Here is an 18,285-nt window from a genome sequence, read left to right as displayed (position 1 = left end):
GATATTTAATATTACTATTGAAAATATGAAATATGGCCAAAATTAAAAAAAAGTAATTTAGTAATGACTTTGTGGAGTCATTCCTAAATGATGATCTTCGCTTTTCTTACCAGGTATTCCATAGGCATCCGCCCTGCATTGAGTGCATGCTCTAAATACCGGTATGATTTCTTCGACTTGCTCCCTGACGCTTTCCATCATTGAGCAGTCCGGACGTGAGTAATGTTTCATTTTTGCTAAAGGAATCAACGGCAACACATTCATCAATGCAGCTCCGCGTTTCTTGACTTCCTTTGCAATTTCAACAATGTGCTCATCATTCAATCCCGGAATCAAGACGGAATTTACCTTGACAACCAATCCGTTGGCGGCTGCCTTTTCAACACCGTCCAGCTGGTTTTGGATCAATATTTTTACAGCGTCATATCCCTTATATACTTTACCTTCGTATTTGATGAATGAATAAATGTCAACTGCAATGTCAGGGTCAATCGCATTGATTGTTACTGTAACGGAGTTCACTCCAAGCTCCGCCAGTTTATCTGCATATTTTGGAAGCAAAAGTCCATTTGTACTCATACATTTGATTAAGTCCGGCTGTTCGCCTGCAAGCTTTTCAAAGAACTCGAATGTTTCCTCATTTGCAAGTGAATCCCCCGGTCCGGCAACACCAACTACTGAAATTGGACCTTCTGAGGTAACGTCGTTGATGTGAGTTATTGCATCATCAGGTTTCATGATGCAACCTGCAACACCAGGCCTGTCTTCCTCGTTGTTTATATCTCTTGTACAGAAGTTGCAAAAGATATTGCACTTTGGTGCTACTGGTACGTGTGCTCTTCCGACTTTATCATGCATTTTTTCATTGAAGCAAGGATGCGCTTTTGTTATGTGTGCAAATCTTGAACCGTTATGTTCGTTCATATACTACTCCTCCTTAAATATAACTCCTGTTAATTTGTATTAATACGAACAAATATATAAAGTTTTCTACATGCCCTTGTTCAACTCATCAATAAACTCATGAGCCTTTTCAATCCAAGCATCCTTAATTAACTCATCAGTAGCCACAACACAAACAATATCCTCAGTGGACAAATCTTTAATGTTCTTAAATCCTTCAGGCAATATTCTAAAGACTGCATCATAAATGCGCCTTTGCAAATTAGAATGAGGATCATCCACAACAACTGATTCCAATTCTGTGTAATCACCCTCGATTTCAAGCTGATACCTGTTAGGCTGATAGATTTCATCCCTTGAAAATTGCTTCCACAGCCTCTTCAAGATATTCGGAAGATAATTCTCATTATCAATCAAGATCATGGTTCTGCCATTAGCCTCATTATAAGTCAAGTCAGCAACATCCCCAAACAATACAACATTTGAAGTCTTTCTCATTTTAATAGCTAAGACAAATACCGGATCATCAGGATTAACATAAGCCTTCAAATCATCCACAGAAGCTCCTAAAACCAAATCCTGAAAGATTTGCTTAATGATGATTTCATAAACTTCCGCACCACGCTCATCATAGCATTCAACTAACATCGAATCAATCCCTTCATAAATATTATTTATTATCCTGTCTGTGACCCATTCCTGACACTAAAAGAGCCGCACCCACAGCACCGATATGTTGTGAGTATTCAGGAACAATAACTTCAATTCCACCTAAAGTCTCACTTACCGCTTCAACAAGACCTGAAATCAAACTTGTTCCGCCCACCTGAATTAACGGTTCACGAATGTCAATTTCCTGAAGCTGCTGTTCATAAACCTGTTCAGACACGGAGTGACATGCAGCAGCAGCCACATCAGCCTTTGAACCTCCAGCAGCGAGTGTTGTAACAAGGTCCTGAATACCGAATACGATACAGTATGAGTTCAGCATTGCCTGTCTCCAGTCACCCTGCACAGCCAATGGACCAAGTTCAGTGATGTCCACATCCAAACGGCGTGAAGTCATGTCCAGGAATCTTCCGGATGCACCTGCACAGATACCACCCATAGTGAAGTTGTCAGGAATACCGTTGTTCACGGTAATGACCTTGTTGTCCATACCACCTATATCCAATACGGTAGCCTCTCCTTTCTGACAATCCGCAAGATACACTGCGCCTTTAGCGTTAACGGACAATTCCTCTTGAATAAGTTCCGCACCGAATTCCTGACCCATGGTGAACCTACCGTAACCTGTGGTTCCGATACCGTCAAGGTCATCCCAATCATAATCGGTTTCGCCGAACGCTTCTGCAGCGGCGGTTTTTGCTGATTCGATAATGTCCTTGGTGGATGTCCAACCGGTTCCGATAACCTTATTGTTCTCCATCAGCACAGCCTTGGTAGTGGTTGAACCTGAGTCCAAACCAAGAGTGAGTCCTTCTTGTTTTTCACGAGCAAGAATGCTTCTACGTGTTACAGTAGTGGCCAACGCTTCCATACGGATGAACAGTTCATCCGCTTTTGTTCTTTCAGTGAATGAGTAGGTTACCACTGGAATACGAGTATTGTTTTGAATAAATCTTCTAACTTCGTTTCTGACCAATGCCGCTTCAGCGCATCTGAAACATGTTGCGATGAACACTGCGTCAGGCTTGCATCTGCCTTCAACAATAGCCATGGCCCTTGCAATCATTAACTTTAAACTTGAACTTTGAGCTGAAAATCCAAATTTCTCATAAGATTCGTCAATGTAATCTAAATCAATTTCAGGAAGAATGATTTCAGCACCAAACTTGTTTGCTGCCTTTTCTATTTCTTTTTGAATTCCACTGTATTCTGTTCCGCATGAAACTAATGCAATCTTAACCATTATTCTTCCTCCTTAGTTTCTTCAAGTGAGTCTATAAAATCATTAATATCATTTACCATAACATAGGTTTCATCCTGATTTGTAGGGTATGTTACTTCCAGAACCGGAATATCCTTGTTTCTGAGCAAAAATATGGACAGTTCATTTGTTCTTGCACATCCGATACAACCGAAACCGTATGGGGCACCATCAACAACAATTGCAGCTTCAGCCTCATCTATAAGAGGGCCGATAATCGCCATCCTTCCACGAACGCCTGATGGAACTTCAATAGCTGCGTATTTAAGACCCTTGATTGGGTCTTCTTCAGTAATGTTCATTGGCGGAGAATCAATCTCCGGGTCTTTGATTTTTTGTCTAATTTGTTTTTGTAAAACTAAAGGAGTGTGACCTTTCCTTTCAATTAAATCTGCCAAGATTAATGAGTTTGGAGGATAAATAGCTACTTTCACCATATTTTCACCTATTCTTTTTTATCTAAACATTCATTCATGATTTTTTCAAATTCATCAACATCAACCGGTTTTTTAGGCTCAATTTCAACGTCTTTGCGTTTTTCCAATGCATTAGCTACAAAACCAAGTATTCTGTACTCTTTTTCCATTTGATGGAAACCTTCCCTAGGACCGAATCTATGACCTCTGCATCTTCTAGGGTCACCTGGAGCGAATCCCCTTTCCTTTGTGAAAATGTGGTTCGGATCAAGCTTTCTGATTTCCTCAATTGCCTTGTATACATCCTCACTTTTTCCACTGACCATAGACCCATAGCATGTGTTCTTGATGGTGAGCGGCAAATCAAGCATGTGAAATGCGGTAACAATCTCCTGTTCGCTCACATGGGCTCCCGGCCCAATGAAAATCATACGAGTAATTACATCAGGGTCCCAATCTTCTTTACCCAAATCAGGACTCATTGTTAGATTCTGAGACATATACTACAACTCCCTCTTTTAATTTTTCAAGACTGTCATAATCTGAAACAATATCACCAACAATGTTTGTTGCTCCAAATGTTTCTGCAGTTGGTCCGAATTCAGTGTTATCTTCGAATCTGATACCAATTAAACCTGCACTTTTAGAAGACATGTTAGTAATACCGATTTGACCTCTTATTACCTTATCAACAGGATTATTTTCCGGAACTAAACCTTTAGCAGATTTTTTATCCCCTTCAAACATGACTATATGCATTCCAGGCACTGCAAAGTGAACTTTAATCTGTCCAATAGGGTTTTCTAAAAGACCGGATAAAAGTTTGAAATATCTAACAGACCTTGGCGCATTATCAACAAATTTGATTTTACACAAATCATCTTTATTTATGGCTTTAGTTATTACTTGACCTTCTCTTAGGATATCGATTGTATGTTTAGGATTTTGCTCAACGATTATAGCATCATCATCAACAATTCCATCAATTAAATGTTCAACTCCAGCTTCAGACAATAGTTTTGTAGCTTCAGCCTGAGTTTTGTTTAATAACATCAATCTTTGCTGTTCTGATTTAACAGTAATAAAATCATTTTCCTTTGCAATATCAATAAGTTCCATACCTTGAACAATATTACCTACAGTGGTGTGATTTGGAGTTAATACCCTATTTACACGATAAATGAATAGTTTTCCAACACCTTTACCTTCATTTCTGATAGTCATTGTTCCTCTGGTTCTTGGAGTGGTATCTTCCTTAGGCTTATCAAGTCCTTCCAACTCATAAACACCTACAAATGATTCACTATCATAAGAAACTTTAATTCTACCGTCCTTAATTATGGAAAACAAGTGTTCTACACAGATCGGGGACTTGTCATCGACATCGAAAGAAATGTAAGTGTACAATTCATTGCCTTCCTCCAATACTGTTGACAAATCAGAAACGGAAGCACTGTCAGTAGTTGTACTTCTCTCAATAATCGGTTCAATACCGGTTACCCGATCGTCATCTGTGAGATTTTCCAATGTCTTTCTACCACCTATAACTCGAGCAAAAATACCCTTGTTGTATGGAGGCACACTATAAACATTAGTTGTATTCTCCTTAAGCATAATTAAATGAGTAGACTCATTACTAAAACTAGATAAACTTAAAACAACATCTCCCTCATAATATTTGAATTCATCATGAGTTGGTTCCAAATCAGTCACGATTGGTCCGATAGCCACTTCAGTAGGAGTGGACCAACGAATATCCAAATCAACGAACTCTCCATATTGATTTTTCCAAACATCAACTAGTGGTTTTGCTTCATCGCTTTCATTGAGTTGAATGATTATTGAACCTTGAGTTGTTTTAATTTTATATTTGCTTATATTCTTTTCAAGTTCCTTTTTGCCTTTAATCAAACAAACAATACTACCAGGAGTATACGGAGCGTTAGTTTCATCAATTACCTCTTGGATTGAAGAACCTTCAGCCACGTCAATTTCTTCTCCATTAACTTTAATTAGCATACAATCTCCTAAGAATTTTTAATATTATATATTTATAACTTCATTATATATTAAAATTATTTATTTCATTTGCAAAAATTATATTTAACACATAATGCTAACAATATACTAGGAGAGATAAATATGGCAATTAATCGTAAGCATATTCTTTCTTTATTAGTGATAATTATACTGGCTGTTGGTGCGGTTTCATTTGCAAGCGCATACACCGGAACTGGATTTTCACACAACGTTCCAAGTTCAAAATACTCAGACATGTCTGCTTCAGACATACTAAGCCAATACAGTGATACAGAATGCCATGTTGAAGAAAGTGCAGTATGTACCCAGGTTGTCGATGGAGATACAATCTATCTGGACAATGGTGAAAAGGTACGTTTTGTAGGTGTGAACACACCCGAGAGAGGTGTTGAAGGATACATTGCATCTAAAAACTTTGTTCAAAAATTATGCTTAAATAAAGAAGTCGGCTTGGACATTGACGATTCAAAACACAACGACAGATATGGACGCACATTAGCGGTTGTCATTGTTGATGGAAAAAACGTTAATGAGATGCTTTTAAAAGAGGGCCTCGCTGAGATTATGTACATGCCTCCAAGCGAGTTTTATCCATATAACTGGGCGGATGGCAGCACACACGTTGCAGATTCACACAGTTCATCCTCATCGTCAAGCTCCAGCTATTCAAGCGACAGCTCATCCTCAGGTTCTTCAGGATCAGGAAGCTATGTGGCCAATGCAAATACCGGAAAATTCCACGTTTCAAGCTGCAGCAGCATAGACAAGATGTCTGAAGGAAATAAAGTATATTTATCCAGCAGAGATGAAGCAATAAACCAGGGATATGTTCCTTGCAAAAGGTGCAATCCTTAATTTTTTATTTTTAAAAAAAGTATGAAATGTAACTTAAGTAAGTTACATTAATTTTTTTTAGATTTCTTTTTACCGTCGAACCATATCGACAGCATTATTTTTATGAAACAGTTATCGTACAGCCGGTTTCATGGTAATATTTGAATATAGTAATCCCACGGAATAATTACTGATACTTTCCAATATAGGGATAACGACTCCAATGTAGATTAAAAATCCGACATAAGGAATTTCCATCACCCAAGCTGAAATAAATGTAAATGCAACCATCAGCACAGCCATGAATATTACCCATTTAACTATATTCATGATACCGATATTTCTTATATCCCTGACAACTTCATTAACTTTTAATGCTTCTTTTAGACTGTTTAAATAAGCCAAACGGGCTTTTGCAAAAAACAGCAATATTTCAAATATGAGATAAACAACAATCGCTGCAATCACAAATACTCCCAATGTAAAGAAATATCTAAGAACACTCAGGTCAAATTTCAAATTGGCTCCGGATATGCTCAATATTGATAAAAAAATGAAAAGCACACATGCCGGCACAATCATATAAGCCATTCTCAACACCAGTAAGCGAATGGAATCCCGTATGGTATCTCCAAAACTTAGTGATGGAAACATTGTAGACTCATTTAAACCAATTTCCACCATGGAAAACAGATAGCCCGGCACAATTAGAATGAATAAAAACAATGAAAATAATCCGAATGCTAAAAGATACCTGTTATCGGACATCCATGCGATTGGAATGGTAGATATTAAAATAAATAAAATAATCAGAATTGGCAGTTTCTTAATGTTCCTAAAAGGATATTTAATCGAGTTAGATATGATCTTTCCGAAATCCATATTAACACCCTCAAAAAATTATTTTTCATCTTATATACCCGTCAATGCGTAACCTAATTACTTGAATATGAACACTGGATTTTTTTCTTGATTGAAAACTTCTGCCTGTTCATCCCCATAATTCAGTATAAGTGAGTTGGAATCTGTTACTTCACCAACAACATTTGCTTCAATGGAGAATCTTGACAGATATTCCTTAATGTATTCGCAGTAATCTTCATCTGCAGTGAAAACAAAACCGGAACCTGGATATGACCTGATCCAGTCTACCCATTCAACACTTTCATTTCTAGGAATATCTTCCAAATTGACAACTGCGCCTTTTTTAGAGGTTTCCAGAAGCATTTCCAAGGTCCCGAGAATTCCAGGATTTGAAATGTCCTTTCCGGATTTAATGTAGTTGTTCTCAGCGAGATACTGAACTGCAGTGATTTGATCCTGAACCAGCTTCGCATCCTTGTCATAGGTGGTGTCCCAGTTTAAACTAAACATTTCATGAGGTTTTCCGTCAAGGTCAATTGCAACAATTACCTTATCACCAACTTCAGCTCCAAAACTGGTAATCATCTTATCCTTTTGAGCTATTCCAACAATAGCCACACCTAAGGAATCCACTTCACCGTCAGGGTGCAGATGTCCTCCGACCATCGGAACTCCAAATTTTAAGCAACCATCTTTGATTCCATTCAATAAATCCTCATAAATATCATCATTGCTTATTGACATTATGTTCACCATAGCCAGCGGTTTTCCGCCCATTGCGGCAATGTCATTTACATTTACGAGAACTGCACAGTATCCTGCCCAGTAAGGGTTTACATTCATAATGTCACCCCATATTCCATCTGCCGCAAGCAATACCACCTGATTGTTTCCAATGTCAATAGCTGAAGCGTCATCGCCTATGTCAATGACAACATCACCTGAAACATTATACGCTTCATTTAAAAGTGAAATAACATTATCAATTGAACTTTTACGAGATACTCCTTTAAACTCTTGAATTTCCTTTACAAGATTTTTAAAATCCAAAGATTACACTTCCTGTTTAGTTAATATAATTAATTTTGTATTTACAATTAATATTATTTATAATTTCGATAATTTTATCATGAACATCTTCAATGCTTGAATAATCATAAGTGACCTGTTTATCGCCGAACATTATCCTCTTAATATCTTGACCGCAGACGTCATCAAAACCACTTTCAACTTCAAAGATGACAGAATTTTTAACCTTGAATCCATATTCGACAACCTTGTCCAAATCCCCATCAGTTATTCCGACCACAGGTATATCAAATCTAAACAATATGTCAGAAGATATCAATGTTGTATCATCACCAACAGTAATCACGAGAGATGAGTCTCTGAATTTGTATACGTCCTCACCTGCATGGTCCAAAAATGCAACCTTAAATTCATTAGGTTTTTCATGAGATATGACTCTTGGTGTGACTTCAGCATGCCTTAAAAGACCAGTCTTTATAATCGCCGAATCCAAATCAACCTCACCCAACTTTTCAAGACCGTGCTGCTTTAACTCACCGCCAACAATATCGACAATGTGGTTGTCCTTGGCAATCAGAGTGAGTTTGTCAGAATTGGTTTTTCCAATGACAACACTGTTGACCATAATGTTTTCACCGGGACTGACACCATGAACTATCCTCTGGTTGATGCCAGCATCATCCTGCCTGATATGACTGTCATAGACCTCTTCCGGAGTCACAATAGCCAAATTCAGTTTACGAGACAATTCATTTACAATTTCCAGATTATTATTCCATGCAATTATGCTTCCATCATCTTCACCAGGCCTTTCAATCTGGATTACGGGAATGTCATTGCTGGAAATCTTATCTTTATAATGATTATAGACCTTGTATCCGAATACCTGGCCCGTTACATTGGACTTTCCATAGTTTAACAGAAATATCATGTCAACATTATCATCATGGAATATCCTTAAAGAATCACTTGGAACCAGCTTTCGTGAAATGTCTATAACATTCTCCAAACTGGCATCAATTACGGCAGTCCTTCCCATAGTTCCGCCAAGCCTTGCTGAAACTTCACCATATTCCTTCAATAAATCAATTAACTTTAATGCATAACCAGAATCTATGACATTTGGCCCATGAACCACTACACCTATCCTCATCTGTTCACCTTAATTCTTTTCTTAAATATTTTAGATCCGCAAATTTCACAGTCCTCATATGGATAATCTTCGGGAAATTCCTTTTTACAACCTTCACATACCTTCTTCCAGTTGTAAATTCCTTTAATTCCTTCAGTTATAATCCCCGAATAAGAAATGTCCATAATTTTCAGAGTATTCTGAATTGTATAATCATCAGTAATTACCTTTACATTTTCTCCCTGCTCGGATAACATGTATGCAAGTGAAATTAATTTTTTATCAGGTAAAGATAATCTTAAAATATCACCACTTTCAGAAATAATTGTATTGACACAAGATAAATACTCAGAAGGGACATCTTGTATAATTAATAGGCCTTCGTTGACTACTGAATCAAATTTTAGTCGTGACTCGAAATCCTTAATTTCAGCAGTTATTTCAGGAACTGTGTAATTCCTTTTTGAAGTTAATTCAAAGCCGTTGATAAATGCTGATGCATCTAGCACATAACAAATTTCCATAATAATATTTTCTTGCACAGAATTAATAAATCTTAGCAAGATAAATTAAGGAATTTGAAAAAGGATGTGAAAATTTCAATGGGGAAAAGTTTGGAATAAGATTGGAAAAACTTTGGAATAAGATTAGAATAAGTTTTAAAGAAGTTTGGGGCAAGTTTGGAAAAATCTATTTAAATTTATAGGTTTAAATGTGTTATTACCGAAAAATCATAGATTTTTCAAAATTTCATGATTAAATAGGAGGAGAAAAAATGAATGTTCACAATGAAATTAATGATGATATCAAATTTCTAGCAAAATCAGAAATTCGATTGAAAATATTAAGTGAATTGAATGAACGCCCAAACGACATTCGAGGACTTGTTAAAAAAACCAAAATCACATATAGTTCCGTTTCAAGCAACGTGAACAAATTAGCTGAGAACAATTACATTAAAAAGGTTGAAAAGAAATATTACTTAAACCCAATCGCCAAAATTTATTTCAAAACCTTAATGGACTTTAAAAAAAGCATTGAAATAATACAGGTGTACAACTCATTCTGGGACAAGCACAATATTAATCAACTAAGCATCAATTCCATAAAAAACATCACCGATTTAAAAAATGCTCAATTAATTGAAACCACACCACTAGACATTTACAAAACCCACAATACCACTAAAGATCAATTAATTAAAGCAGACAATGTAAAGGCTATTTTTCCTTACTTGCATCCGGAATATCCTGAATTGATTGAAGAAATTTTAATTAATGAAGGAAATGTGGAGTTAATTGTTCCAAAAGACATATTTAAGGCAATTATCTCACCAATCGATGAATCATTGAAAAATAGGGCTGTTAAACAGAAAAGATTGAAAGTTTTTACAGTTACCAAAACATTGAATTTATATTTGACCATATGTGATGAAAAAATGAGCCTGGGATTATTCAAAAACGATGGAAGTTTTGATCAAAACAGAATCCTAATCTCAGATGATTTAAAAGCATATGAATGGGCAGACGAACTATTCAAACACGTGAAACACATGGTGAGACAATGACCAACATCCAAACAAAAAGAGAACTTAACAAAGAATTTAAAGATGTCAAATACATATTGACATCAAGTATGCGTGCAAAATTACTTCTGGCATTGTACGAAATTCCAAAAAACCTAGATGAACTTAGACAAGACCTGAAAAAACCATCCGCCACAATATTACATGGGCTTAAAGAATTGGAGACGATAAATTTAGTGAGAAGAGCGCATAAATTCTATGAGCTAACTTCAAACGGTTACCTGCTAACCACAAATATGATCAAATTAATCGAAAACTGGTATTCTTTAAGTAAAAGTGAAAAATTTTGGGACAATCATGACCTTTCGGATATTCCGGAAGACATAATTAAAAATATTTATCTTTTAAAAGATGCAGAATACGTAAGTTCAACAACAAGCGATCTGTCAATTGCTTTCAACAAATACATTGAGTTAATTTCAAAAGTATCTAAACTGCAAATAATTCTTCCAATATATTCTGAAAATCATTTTAAACATTTAATTGATCTGTTAAATTCAAATAAATTGCAAAAATTAGAATTGATCGTTAATAAAGAAATTTATGAATCCATACATCAAAACAAAAAGTTCCAGAAAGATCTACTTAACCATGAAAATGTAAAAACAACAATAATCGACAAAGATTTGAAAATATTTTTAACATATAGTGAAGAGTTTATGGCGCTTACATTGTTTTTCAAGGACGGCCACTACGATGATTCGCAAATATTAATAGGTCATGACCAAAATGCACTTAATTGGGCTTTTAATATTATAAAATATTCACGGAGATGAATAAAGGTGAAAACAAATAATGTCCAAATATTCCATACAATTAGAGACAAAGAGTTATACAATTTAATATTAGGAACTAACAGTGCAAAAACAAGAATTAGAATATTAGATGAACTATTGGCAAAACCATTCAATGCAAATCAACTTGCTACTTCACTTGACATGGATTACAAAACAATTAGATATCATATGGAAATTATTTGTAAACATCAATATGCTACAAAAGAGAAATTTGAAAAGTATACATTTTATTTTCCGAGCGATAAGTTAATTAAACATATTGATGAATATATTCAAATTAAAGAATATTATAAAAATCAAATGTTTGAAGGGTGAATTATGGAAAGTGAAACATCAAAACAACATCAAAAAGAATCTTCAAAGGAAATCACTTGCGGTGTAATCACACTAAGTGACAGCAGAAAATCAAAAAAAGTTGATTTGTCAGGGAAATACATTTCTGAAGAAATTGAAAAACGTTATTCCTTAAAAGAAAGGAGCATAATTCCTGATGAAAGAGAAGATTTGATTAACGTCATTGAAAAAATGACCGAAGACGACATTGATGTTATTTTAACAACAGGCGGAACAGGTCTTGATTCTCGAGACATAACTGTGGAAACTGTGGAATCACTTTTTGAAAAAAAACTTGATGGTTTTGGTGAAATATTTCGTATGAAATCATACGAAGAAATTGGTTCAGCAGCATTACTTTCAAGAGCCACAGCTGGAATTTATAAAAAAAGCATAATATTTTCCATGCCAGGGTCACCAAATGCTGTAAAAACTGCATTGGAAATAATTATTGATGAACTTCCACACTTTGTTCATCATGTTAAAAAATAATGATGAAATGAATTTTTCATCATTTTTTCTTTTTTTTAATCGAAAAATTCATCTACAATAATTAGAGGTTCTAATTTAATTCCTTCTTTTTCAAATTCTTCAATGGCACCTTCCTGCCTGTCAACAACAACAAACGCTCTAGTTACATTTCCACCATTGTCCTGAATAGCCTTAATTGCTTTTAGAAGTGATCCTCCAGTGGTTGAAACATCCTCAACGACGATTACATTGTCGCCTTCGTTAAGTTCACCTTCAATGAGTTTGGAAGTACCGTATCCTTTCTTTTCCTTACGAATCATCAATAACGGAAGTTTTGATTCAAGGGAAACAGCTGTTGCTATCGGAACTGCACCCAAAGCAGGACCTGCCACTTTATCAATATCATCATTAGATATCTTTTCTGTAATCAATTTTGAAATAGTGGATAAAATTTCAGGCTCTGTAATGGCCTTTTTCATATTGATATAATAGTTACTTTTCTTTCCGGAGGATAATGTGAAATCCCCTTCAAGAAATACTTCATTTTCCTTTAATAAATCTATTAAATATTCTTTAGAAAGCATATTAATCATTTAAATATCATCTTCGCCTTTAAGTAAGATCTTATCTCCAATGACTTTTACAAGTTCCATCGGAATGATGTTTTCACTTGCTTTAATCTGTTCGGAAATACCTGTTTTTTTAAGAACAATGTCGGTGATTTCAAATGAATCCTTATCAAAGATTACATCACTTACTTTACCAACGATTTGAATATCTGCATCGAGAACTTCTTTTCCAAATAATTCGTCTTTAATTCTCATATATTGTCACCTATGATTAATATTGTATGTTCAATTTAAAATAGATTTAGTCTATTTTTGCAAAATGATTAGAAAATGAAAAATTGTTTTAATTAAAAACAACATAATAACAACATTAATTTAAAGGTGAATTTATGGAAAGCGAATACTTAACAGTATCTCAATTAAACGCCTACATTAATAAAAAGCTAAAATTTGACACAAATCTCAAAAACATTTATGTTAAAGGGGAGATTTCAAATTTTAAAACATATCCTAGCGGACATAGCTATTTTACCTTAAAGGATAAAAATTCACAGATTCCGGCCGTCATGTTCAAAGGAAGACGGCAATTCCTTAAATTTGAACCCAAGGACGGAATGAAGGTTATCATCAAAGGTAAGGTTGAAGTTTATGAAAGGGACGGAAAGTACCAGTTATATGCCACAACAATAACTGAGGACGGAATTGGTGCACTGCACATTGCCTTTGAACAACTTAAAAAGAAGCTGGATAAGGAAGGCTTATTTGACGATGCTCATAAAAAGGAAATTCCAAAATACCCTCAAAGAATTGGAGTTGTGACTGCAAGTACAGGCGCTGCAGTAAAAGACATTATCAAGACAATTAAGGGAAGATATCCCTATTGTGAGGTATTGGTCTTTTCCACACTTGTTCAGGGAGACCTTGCAGCACCTCAGATAGTTCGCCAGATTATTCATGCACAGCGATATGACATAGATACCCTGATTGTTGGCCGTGGGGGCGGAAGTATTGAGGATTTATGGCCGTTCAATGAGGAGATAGTTGCAAGAGCAATATACGATTGTAAAATACCTGTAATCAGTGCAGTGGGCCACGAGGTGGATTTCACAATAGCAGACTTTGTTGCCGATGCAAGAGCTCCAACACCAACGGGAGCTGCAGTGCTAGCTGTGCCTGACATAAATGAAGTGGAATATAAACTCAAACAGCTGACAGACAGACTAAATAAGAATATCAACGATAAGATTACAGAAAACAAAACCAAATTAAACAACATTGCTCAAAAGCAGATATTGAAAAATCCGGAATCCATTTATGAAATTAAAGGGATGACATTGGACAATCTGATTAATAAATTGGAATTCGCTTCCAAAAACATAATCACTGAAAATAAAAACAAACTGTTCAAGCTGGAAAACAAGAATATCTTAAAAAATCCTGAAGAAATTACAAAAATGAAAAAGGAAGTATTTTTAAGGCATGTTGCTAAATTGGAAGTTTTAAATCCTCTGATTACATTGAAAAGAGGATATACATATGCTAAAATAGATGGAAAAGTCGTATCTTCAGCAAAAGACGTTAAATCTGGAGACAAACTTGATGTTGAATTTGATGACGGAGTAGTTAATACAAAGGTGATATAGATGGAAAATTTAAGTTTTGAAGAAAGTTTGGAAAAATTAGAAGAGATCGTTACAAAATTGGAAAATGGAGACGTTCCATTAGATGATGCAATTGATGAGTTCAACAAAGCAATGCAACTGGTTAAATTATGCAATAACAAACTGTCTGCAGCAGAAGAATCAATTGCAAAAATAGTTCAAGATAACGGAGAATTAGTCGATTTCAAACCGAACGAATAAAATAGTTAATCCAATATTCCAATAATTTTCTTATTGGATAACTATTACAATTTTCCTTTATTATATTTTGGGCTAAAACTAGCGCATCCTCTTTTTCAATCAGGTTATCCTCGACTTCATCAATTAAATTCAGAACTGAAGTTGTAACTGCAACATTATCCTGTTTTTTCATTTCCTTTTGAAGTTCGACAATGAACTCCTCTTTATCGCAATCAAGTTCATCATAAAACTTATTGATATCCAAAGTATACCTGTTCAACCTAACCAAGACATTTGATTGGGATTTTGGAGTGAGCCAAACCTGTTTTCTAACAGCCTTTTTAACTGACTCTATTACCGCCTGGCCTATCAGCTCGCCAAGCTTGGAATGCTTGCCCGCATTTGTTAATGTATTGTCTGATTCTAAATTGGAAAATACAGCAAGCCCATCAGTTCCGGTACCTGTTGCATAATGATTTGAATATTGTGAAGGGATTTTTAAGCTGTTCAGCGCTACCGTTTTTGCTTCGGTTGCAGTCATGAAAGCTTCAAGCAATGTTTCTTCAGCCAAACGAACATTTGTAAGCAATATCGTATTTATTGTTCCAAATTTACCGTTTTCCTCATAGTATGATGAAGGATCCCCCGCTCTGGAAGCGTTTGTCCTGACACCTGCAGTGGTTATCGCCACAACCTCAATGTTTTTGAATGTTTTATAAACCACACTGACGTTTTTCATCCTTGCCAATGTCACTAATCCTGTAGTGTAACTGGAATCAACATTCAATGACCAGCAAAGCTGAATTAGATAATCCTCAACGTCATGGCTTTCGAGATAATCAATATTTTCCTGGGACAAATGATGGTTAAAAACACTTTGAAGATTGCGTGAAAATCCGCCATTCAATTTAGAAGTTGAAATACAATTACGTTTAACATTAAACTTAACAAAAATAGTGTCTTTTAAGTAATACAGCTCATCATTAACAGATGATACGAAAAATAGTCTGTCTTTCATAAAAATAAAAAAAGAAAAGAAATTATAAAAATTTCTTTATGTTTACATCATTGGAGGCATTCCGCCAGCCATGGATGGGTCCATACCCATGTCTTCAGGGCCTTTGGTGGATGCAATGACGTCATCGATTCTTAAAATCATTTCAGCTGCTTCAGATGCAGATTGGATAGCTTGTTTTTTGACACGTTTTGGTTCAATTACGCCAGCTTCTTTCATGTCTGCTACTTCACCAGTGAATACGTCTAATCCCATGTAGAAGGAGTCTTCTTGTGCAGCTCTTAAATCTACTAAGGAGTCAATGCTGTCTAAACCTGCGTTTTCAGCTAAGGTTTTTGGTACGATTTCTAAAGCTTCTGCAAATGCGTTTACAGCTAATTGTTCTCTACCGGAAATGGATTCTGCGTAGTCTTTGAGTTTTTTAGCCATTGCGATTTCAGGAGCTCCTCCACCAGCAACAACTTTGTCGTCTTCTACGGTAGCTGCTACTACACCGATTGCGTCTTCGATTGCTCTTACGATTTCGTCAACGATATGTTTGGTGGATCCTCTTACGAATAAGGTTACGGATTTAGCGCCGCTGCATTCTTCAACAAAGATCATGTCTTCGCCGGAGATTTTTCTTTCTTCTACGATACCAGCGTCACCTAAGTCTTCAGGAGCTAAGTCGTCTAAGTTTGTAATTACGTTAGCGCCGGTAGCTCTGGATAATTTTTCGATGTCTGATTTTTTAACTCTTCTTACAGCTAAAACGCCAGCTTTGGATAAGTAGTGTTGTGCTAAGTCATCGATACCTTTTTGTGCGAATAATACGTTTGCACCAGCTGCGACAACTTTATCAACCATGTCTTTAACCATTTTTTCTTCTTGTTCGATGAAAGCTTGCATTTGAGCAGGATCGGTAATAGTGATTTCTGCGTCCATTTCAGTTTCTTTTACTTCTAATGGTGCGTTGACTAATGCGATTTTTGCGTCTTTGATTTCAGAAGGCATTCCTGGGTGTACTCTTTCTTTGTCTACGATTACACCTTCAACGAGGTTGGATTCTTCAACAACAGCTCCGTCTTTTTTCTCGATTTTGATGTTGTCGGTGTCGACTACTCCGTCTTCTGCGACTGCTTCTACTGCTTCTACGATTAATTTTGCTAATGGTTCACGTGCAGCTTCGGTTCCTTTACCAGTCATAGCGGTCATTGCCACTTTCATTAAGGTTTCGGAATCAACATCATCGATTGCGATTTCGTCTAAGATTTCTTGTGCTTTTTCTGCTGCTTTTCTGTATCCCATTGCGATGATTGTTGGGTGAATGTCTGAGTCTAATAAAGTTTCGGATTTTTTGAGTAATTCACCAGCGATGATTACTGCAGTAGTGGTTCCGTCTCCGACTTCGTCTTCTTGGGTTTTTGCCACTTCTACGAGCATTTTTGCTGCTGGGTGTTCAATGTCCATTTCTTTTAGGATTGTTACACCGTCGTTGGTTACTACAATGTCTCCAAGTCCGTCCACTAACATTTTGTCCATTCCTTTAGGACCTAATGTGGTTCTTACAGTTTCAGCTAATACTTTTCCAGCTAAAATGTTGTTTCTTTGTGCATCTCTACCGACAGACCTGTTAGTACCTTCAGGTAAAATAAAAATTGGTTGTCCTTGTGCCATTAATAATCACCTTTTTTTAATTTATTAAATAATTAGATCAGTTTATAGTTATCAACATGAAATTTTATAGTAAAATAAGTTTATAGTGTTGACTAAAACCTTTCTACATAATACATGAGTTTAAGGTTATATAAATACTTTACGGTATAAAGTAAACAGAAGTAAGAAAAAGAAAAAATGCGAAAACGTCATGAAAAAAGACTGCCCAAATATTGCATCAACAATCAATTATTCCAACAAGTGACCGGTCAACCATCCGAATGAAAGACTGAAAAATACGTTTCATTAAAAGTGGAAGTATAATTTTAGAAAAAGTAAATTGATAGATAGATACGCCAGGGAAAAAATAGGAAAGTTAGGTAAAAATTACCTATCTTTGTTTTTTCTCCAATCTGAAAGGAGGAGTTCTTTCTTGTGTTTCATAAGCTTCCTGCTCTTCCTGCAATTCATTAAAGAAAGCATTAATCTCCTCTAACCTTTTGATTTTATCCTCTTTTCTTTGAAGTTCAGCCTGAAGCCTCATATAGTCTTCACGTGAAACACTCTGCTCCTTGACAAAACGAAGTTCGCTTTCAACGGAATTGATTTCATTTTGAAGTTGATTTTGAAGATTGATATAATCTTCCTTAGGGATAGACCTTTCCTTCAGGTATTTGATTTCACTATCGCGAGCATCGATTTCATTATCAAATCTTGCCTGAAGGTTGACATAATCTTGTTTAGGAACAGTGCTTTCTTGCAAGTCAACGATTTGACTGTCCAAGGTTTTGATTTCAGAATCAAATCTGGATTGCAAGTCATCATAATCTTTTTTAGGGATAGTTTCTTGTTTCAAGTTAGTTATTTCATTATTCATTGCATTTATTTCGG

21 protein-coding genes and 1 pseudogene are annotated in these 18,285 nt (G+C 35.7%); 7 read left to right on the top strand and 15 right to left on the bottom strand.

What is annotated here, in order from left to right; all coding sequences use genetic code 11:
• Positions 1-57 precede the first annotated feature (57 nt).
• The 6 genes from ACKI30_RS08270 to ACKI30_RS08245 form a co-directional block, all read right to left on the bottom strand.
• Positions 58-924 (bottom strand): radical SAM protein, encoded by an 867-nt coding sequence (locus ACKI30_RS08270; RefSeq protein ID WP_407411520.1) that lies wholly within the window; start codon positions 922-924, stop codon positions 58-60.
• Between the two features lie 66 nt (positions 925-990).
• Positions 991-1,551 carry a methanogenesis marker 17 protein gene (locus ACKI30_RS08265; RefSeq protein WP_407411518.1) on the bottom strand — a complete coding sequence of 187 codons (561 nt, stop codon included), beginning with the start codon at positions 1,549-1,551 and terminating at the stop codon, positions 991-993.
• Between the two features lie 22 nt (positions 1,552-1,573).
• A complete protein-coding gene (locus ACKI30_RS08260; RefSeq protein ID WP_407411516.1) occupies positions 1,574-2,815 on the bottom strand; it encodes a methanogenesis marker 15 protein in 1,242 nt (413 codons plus the stop codon).
• Positions 2,815-3,270: a methanogenesis marker 5 protein gene (locus ACKI30_RS08255; RefSeq protein ID WP_295599129.1), complete on the bottom strand. Its 456-nt coding sequence runs from the start codon at positions 3,268-3,270 to the stop codon at positions 2,815-2,817. The genes ACKI30_RS08260 and ACKI30_RS08255 overlap by 1 nt, the downstream gene beginning before the upstream one ends.
• A gap of 8 nt (positions 3,271-3,278) precedes the next feature.
• Positions 3,279-3,749 (bottom strand): methanogenesis marker 6 protein, encoded by a 471-nt coding sequence (locus ACKI30_RS08250; RefSeq protein WP_407411513.1) that lies wholly within the window; start codon positions 3,747-3,749, stop codon positions 3,279-3,281.
• Positions 3,721-5,268: a methanogenesis marker 3 protein gene (locus tag ACKI30_RS08245; RefSeq protein WP_407411511.1), complete on the bottom strand. Its 1,548-nt coding sequence runs from the start codon at positions 5,266-5,268 to the stop codon at positions 3,721-3,723. The genes ACKI30_RS08250 and ACKI30_RS08245 overlap by 29 nt, the downstream gene beginning before the upstream one ends.
• Before the next feature lie 123 nt (positions 5,269-5,391).
• Here ACKI30_RS08245 and ACKI30_RS08240 point away from each other — a divergent pair, with 123 nt between their 5' ends.
• Positions 5,392-6,144, top strand: coding sequence for a thermonuclease family protein (locus ACKI30_RS08240; protein ID WP_407411509.1), 753 nt, complete (start codon positions 5,392-5,394; stop codon positions 6,142-6,144).
• A 111-nt stretch (positions 6,145-6,255) separates the two neighbouring features.
• Here the strand turns inward: ACKI30_RS08240 and ACKI30_RS08235 are convergent, their stop codons facing one another.
• The 4 genes from ACKI30_RS08235 to ACKI30_RS08220 are packed head-to-tail and all read right to left on the bottom strand — an operon-like array spanning position 6,256 to position 9,672.
• On the bottom strand, positions 6,256-7,005 hold the full coding sequence (locus tag ACKI30_RS08235; RefSeq protein ID WP_407411507.1) for a DUF4013 domain-containing protein: 750 nt from the start codon (positions 7,003-7,005) through the stop codon (positions 6,256-6,258).
• 57 nt (positions 7,006-7,062) lie between these two features.
• The gene (locus tag ACKI30_RS08230; RefSeq protein WP_407411505.1) at positions 7,063-8,037 is read right to left on the bottom strand and encodes a methanogenesis marker 2 protein; all 975 of its coding nucleotides are present in this window, start codon (positions 8,035-8,037) and stop codon (positions 7,063-7,065) included.
• A gap of 16 nt (positions 8,038-8,053) precedes the next feature.
• Entirely contained in the window at positions 8,054-9,169 is a 1,116-nt protein-coding gene (locus ACKI30_RS08225) for a DUF2117 domain-containing protein (protein ID WP_407411503.1), read from the bottom strand.
• Positions 9,166-9,672: a ribonuclease VapC gene (locus tag ACKI30_RS08220; RefSeq protein WP_407411501.1), complete on the bottom strand. Its 507-nt coding sequence runs from the start codon at positions 9,670-9,672 to the stop codon at positions 9,166-9,168. The genes ACKI30_RS08225 and ACKI30_RS08220 overlap by 4 nt, the downstream gene beginning before the upstream one ends.
• 251 nt (positions 9,673-9,923) lie before the next feature.
• Here ACKI30_RS08220 and ACKI30_RS08215 point away from each other — a divergent pair, with 251 nt between their 5' ends.
• The 4 genes from ACKI30_RS08215 to ACKI30_RS08200 are packed head-to-tail and all read left to right on the top strand — an operon-like array spanning position 9,924 to position 12,355.
• Complete coding sequence (locus tag ACKI30_RS08215) at positions 9,924-10,715, top strand: helix-turn-helix transcriptional regulator (RefSeq protein ID WP_407411499.1); 792 nt, start codon at positions 9,924-9,926, stop codon at positions 10,713-10,715.
• Positions 10,712-11,509, top strand: coding sequence for a helix-turn-helix transcriptional regulator (locus ACKI30_RS08210; RefSeq protein ID WP_407411497.1), 798 nt, complete (start codon positions 10,712-10,714; stop codon positions 11,507-11,509). Before ACKI30_RS08215 ends, ACKI30_RS08210 begins: the two co-directional genes overlap by 4 nt.
• A 6-nt stretch (positions 11,510-11,515) precedes the next feature.
• On the top strand, positions 11,516-11,845 hold the full coding sequence (locus ACKI30_RS08205) for an ArsR family transcriptional regulator (RefSeq protein ID WP_407411495.1): 330 nt from the start codon (positions 11,516-11,518) through the stop codon (positions 11,843-11,845).
• A gap of 3 nt (positions 11,846-11,848) precedes the next feature.
• Positions 11,849-12,355 carry a molybdenum cofactor biosynthesis protein B gene (locus tag ACKI30_RS08200; RefSeq protein ID WP_407411494.1) on the top strand — a complete coding sequence of 169 codons (507 nt, stop codon included), beginning with the start codon at positions 11,849-11,851 and terminating at the stop codon, positions 12,353-12,355.
• A 35-nt stretch (positions 12,356-12,390) separates the two neighbouring features.
• Here ACKI30_RS08200 and pyrE read toward each other — a convergent pair whose 3' ends face one another.
• Positions 12,391-12,918, bottom strand: coding sequence for an orotate phosphoribosyltransferase (pyrE, locus tag ACKI30_RS08195; RefSeq protein WP_407411556.1), 528 nt, complete (start codon positions 12,916-12,918; stop codon positions 12,391-12,393).
• A 9-nt stretch (positions 12,919-12,927) separates the two neighbouring features.
• Positions 12,928-13,158, bottom strand: a complete 231-nt coding sequence (locus ACKI30_RS08190) for a PRC-barrel domain-containing protein (protein ID WP_292742301.1) — start codon at positions 13,156-13,158, stop codon at positions 12,928-12,930.
• 134 nt (positions 13,159-13,292) lie between these two features.
• Here ACKI30_RS08190 and xseA point away from each other — a divergent pair, with 134 nt between their 5' ends.
• Positions 13,293-14,546: an exodeoxyribonuclease VII large subunit gene (gene xseA, locus ACKI30_RS08185; protein ID WP_407411492.1), complete on the top strand. Its 1,254-nt coding sequence runs from the start codon at positions 13,293-13,295 to the stop codon at positions 14,544-14,546.
• Positions 14,547-14,765, top strand: a complete 219-nt coding sequence (locus ACKI30_RS08180; RefSeq protein ID WP_330008173.1) for an exodeoxyribonuclease VII small subunit — start codon at positions 14,547-14,549, stop codon at positions 14,763-14,765.
• Here the strand turns inward: ACKI30_RS08180 and ACKI30_RS08175 are convergent.
• From ACKI30_RS08175 to ACKI30_RS08165, 3 genes and pseudogenes are all read right to left on the bottom strand, one after another.
• A complete protein-coding gene (locus ACKI30_RS08175) occupies positions 14,749-15,762 on the bottom strand; it encodes an adenosylcobinamide amidohydrolase (protein WP_407411489.1) in 1,014 nt (337 codons plus the stop codon). The two genes, ACKI30_RS08180 and ACKI30_RS08175, sit on opposite strands and share 17 nt — an antisense overlap.
• Before the next feature lie 42 nt (positions 15,763-15,804).
• Positions 15,805-17,415: a thermosome subunit alpha gene (thsA, locus tag ACKI30_RS08170; protein ID WP_407411487.1), complete on the bottom strand. Its 1,611-nt coding sequence runs from the start codon at positions 17,413-17,415 to the stop codon at positions 15,805-15,807.
• Between the two features lie 370 nt (positions 17,416-17,785).
• A pseudogene (locus ACKI30_RS08165) lies at positions 17,786-18,285 on the bottom strand (hypothetical protein); the annotation flags it as partial.

The sequence above is a fragment of the Methanobrevibacter sp. genome, assembly GCF_045539575.1.
Taxonomy (GTDB): domain Archaea; phylum Methanobacteriota; class Methanobacteria; order Methanobacteriales; family Methanobacteriaceae; genus Methanocatella.
Note: the sequence above shows the minus strand (reverse complement) of the source record. Positions and strands in the feature narration are given on the sequence as shown.

Excerpts from the sequence above, each read along its gene's own strand:
- ACKI30_RS08270 (WP_407411520.1), bottom strand. The coding sequence starts at position 924 with ATGAACGAACATAACGGTTCAAGATTTGCACACATAACAAAAGCGCAT.
- ACKI30_RS08265 (WP_407411518.1), bottom strand. The coding sequence starts at position 1,551 with ATGTTAGTTGAATGCTATGATGAGCGTGGTGCGGAAGTTTATGAAATC.
- ACKI30_RS08260 (WP_407411516.1), bottom strand. The coding sequence starts at position 2,815 with ATGGTTAAGATTGCATTAGTTTCATGCGGAACAGAATACAGTGGAATT.
- ACKI30_RS08255 (WP_295599129.1), bottom strand. The coding sequence starts at position 3,270 with ATGGTGAAAGTAGCTATTTATCCTCCAAACTCATTAATCTTGGCAGAT.
- ACKI30_RS08250 (WP_407411513.1), bottom strand. The coding sequence starts at position 3,749 with ATGTCTCAGAATCTAACAATGAGTCCTGATTTGGGTAAAGAAGATTGG.
- ACKI30_RS08245 (WP_407411511.1), bottom strand. The coding sequence starts at position 5,268 with ATGCTAATTAAAGTTAATGGAGAAGAAATTGACGTGGCTGAAGGTTCT.
- ACKI30_RS08240 (WP_407411509.1), top strand. The coding sequence starts at position 5,392 with ATGGCAATTAATCGTAAGCATATTCTTTCTTTATTAGTGATAATTATA.
- ACKI30_RS08235 (WP_407411507.1), bottom strand. The coding sequence starts at position 7,005 with ATGGATTTCGGAAAGATCATATCTAACTCGATTAAATATCCTTTTAGG.
- ACKI30_RS08225 (WP_407411503.1), bottom strand. The coding sequence starts at position 9,169 with ATGAGGATAGGTGTAGTGGTTCATGGGCCAAATGTCATAGATTCTGGT.
- ACKI30_RS08220 (WP_407411501.1), bottom strand. The coding sequence starts at position 9,672 with ATGGAAATTTGTTATGTGCTAGATGCATCAGCATTTATCAACGGCTTT.
- ACKI30_RS08215 (WP_407411499.1), top strand. The coding sequence starts at position 9,924 with ATGAATGTTCACAATGAAATTAATGATGATATCAAATTTCTAGCAAAA.
- ACKI30_RS08210 (WP_407411497.1), top strand. The coding sequence starts at position 10,712 with ATGACCAACATCCAAACAAAAAGAGAACTTAACAAAGAATTTAAAGAT.
- ACKI30_RS08200 (WP_407411494.1), top strand. The coding sequence starts at position 11,849 with ATGGAAAGTGAAACATCAAAACAACATCAAAAAGAATCTTCAAAGGAA.
- pyrE (WP_407411556.1), bottom strand. The coding sequence starts at position 12,918 with ATGCTTTCTAAAGAATATTTAATAGATTTATTAAAGGAAAATGAAGTA.
- ACKI30_RS08190 (WP_292742301.1), bottom strand. The coding sequence starts at position 13,158 with ATGAGAATTAAAGACGAATTATTTGGAAAAGAAGTTCTCGATGCAGAT.
- xseA (WP_407411492.1), top strand. The coding sequence starts at position 13,293 with ATGGAAAGCGAATACTTAACAGTATCTCAATTAAACGCCTACATTAAT.
- ACKI30_RS08180 (WP_330008173.1), top strand. The coding sequence starts at position 14,547 with ATGGAAAATTTAAGTTTTGAAGAAAGTTTGGAAAAATTAGAAGAGATC.
- ACKI30_RS08175 (WP_407411489.1), bottom strand. The coding sequence starts at position 15,762 with ATGAAAGACAGACTATTTTTCGTATCATCTGTTAATGATGAGCTGTAT.
- thsA (WP_407411487.1), bottom strand. The coding sequence starts at position 17,415 with ATGGCACAAGGACAACCAATTTTTATTTTACCTGAAGGTACTAACAGG.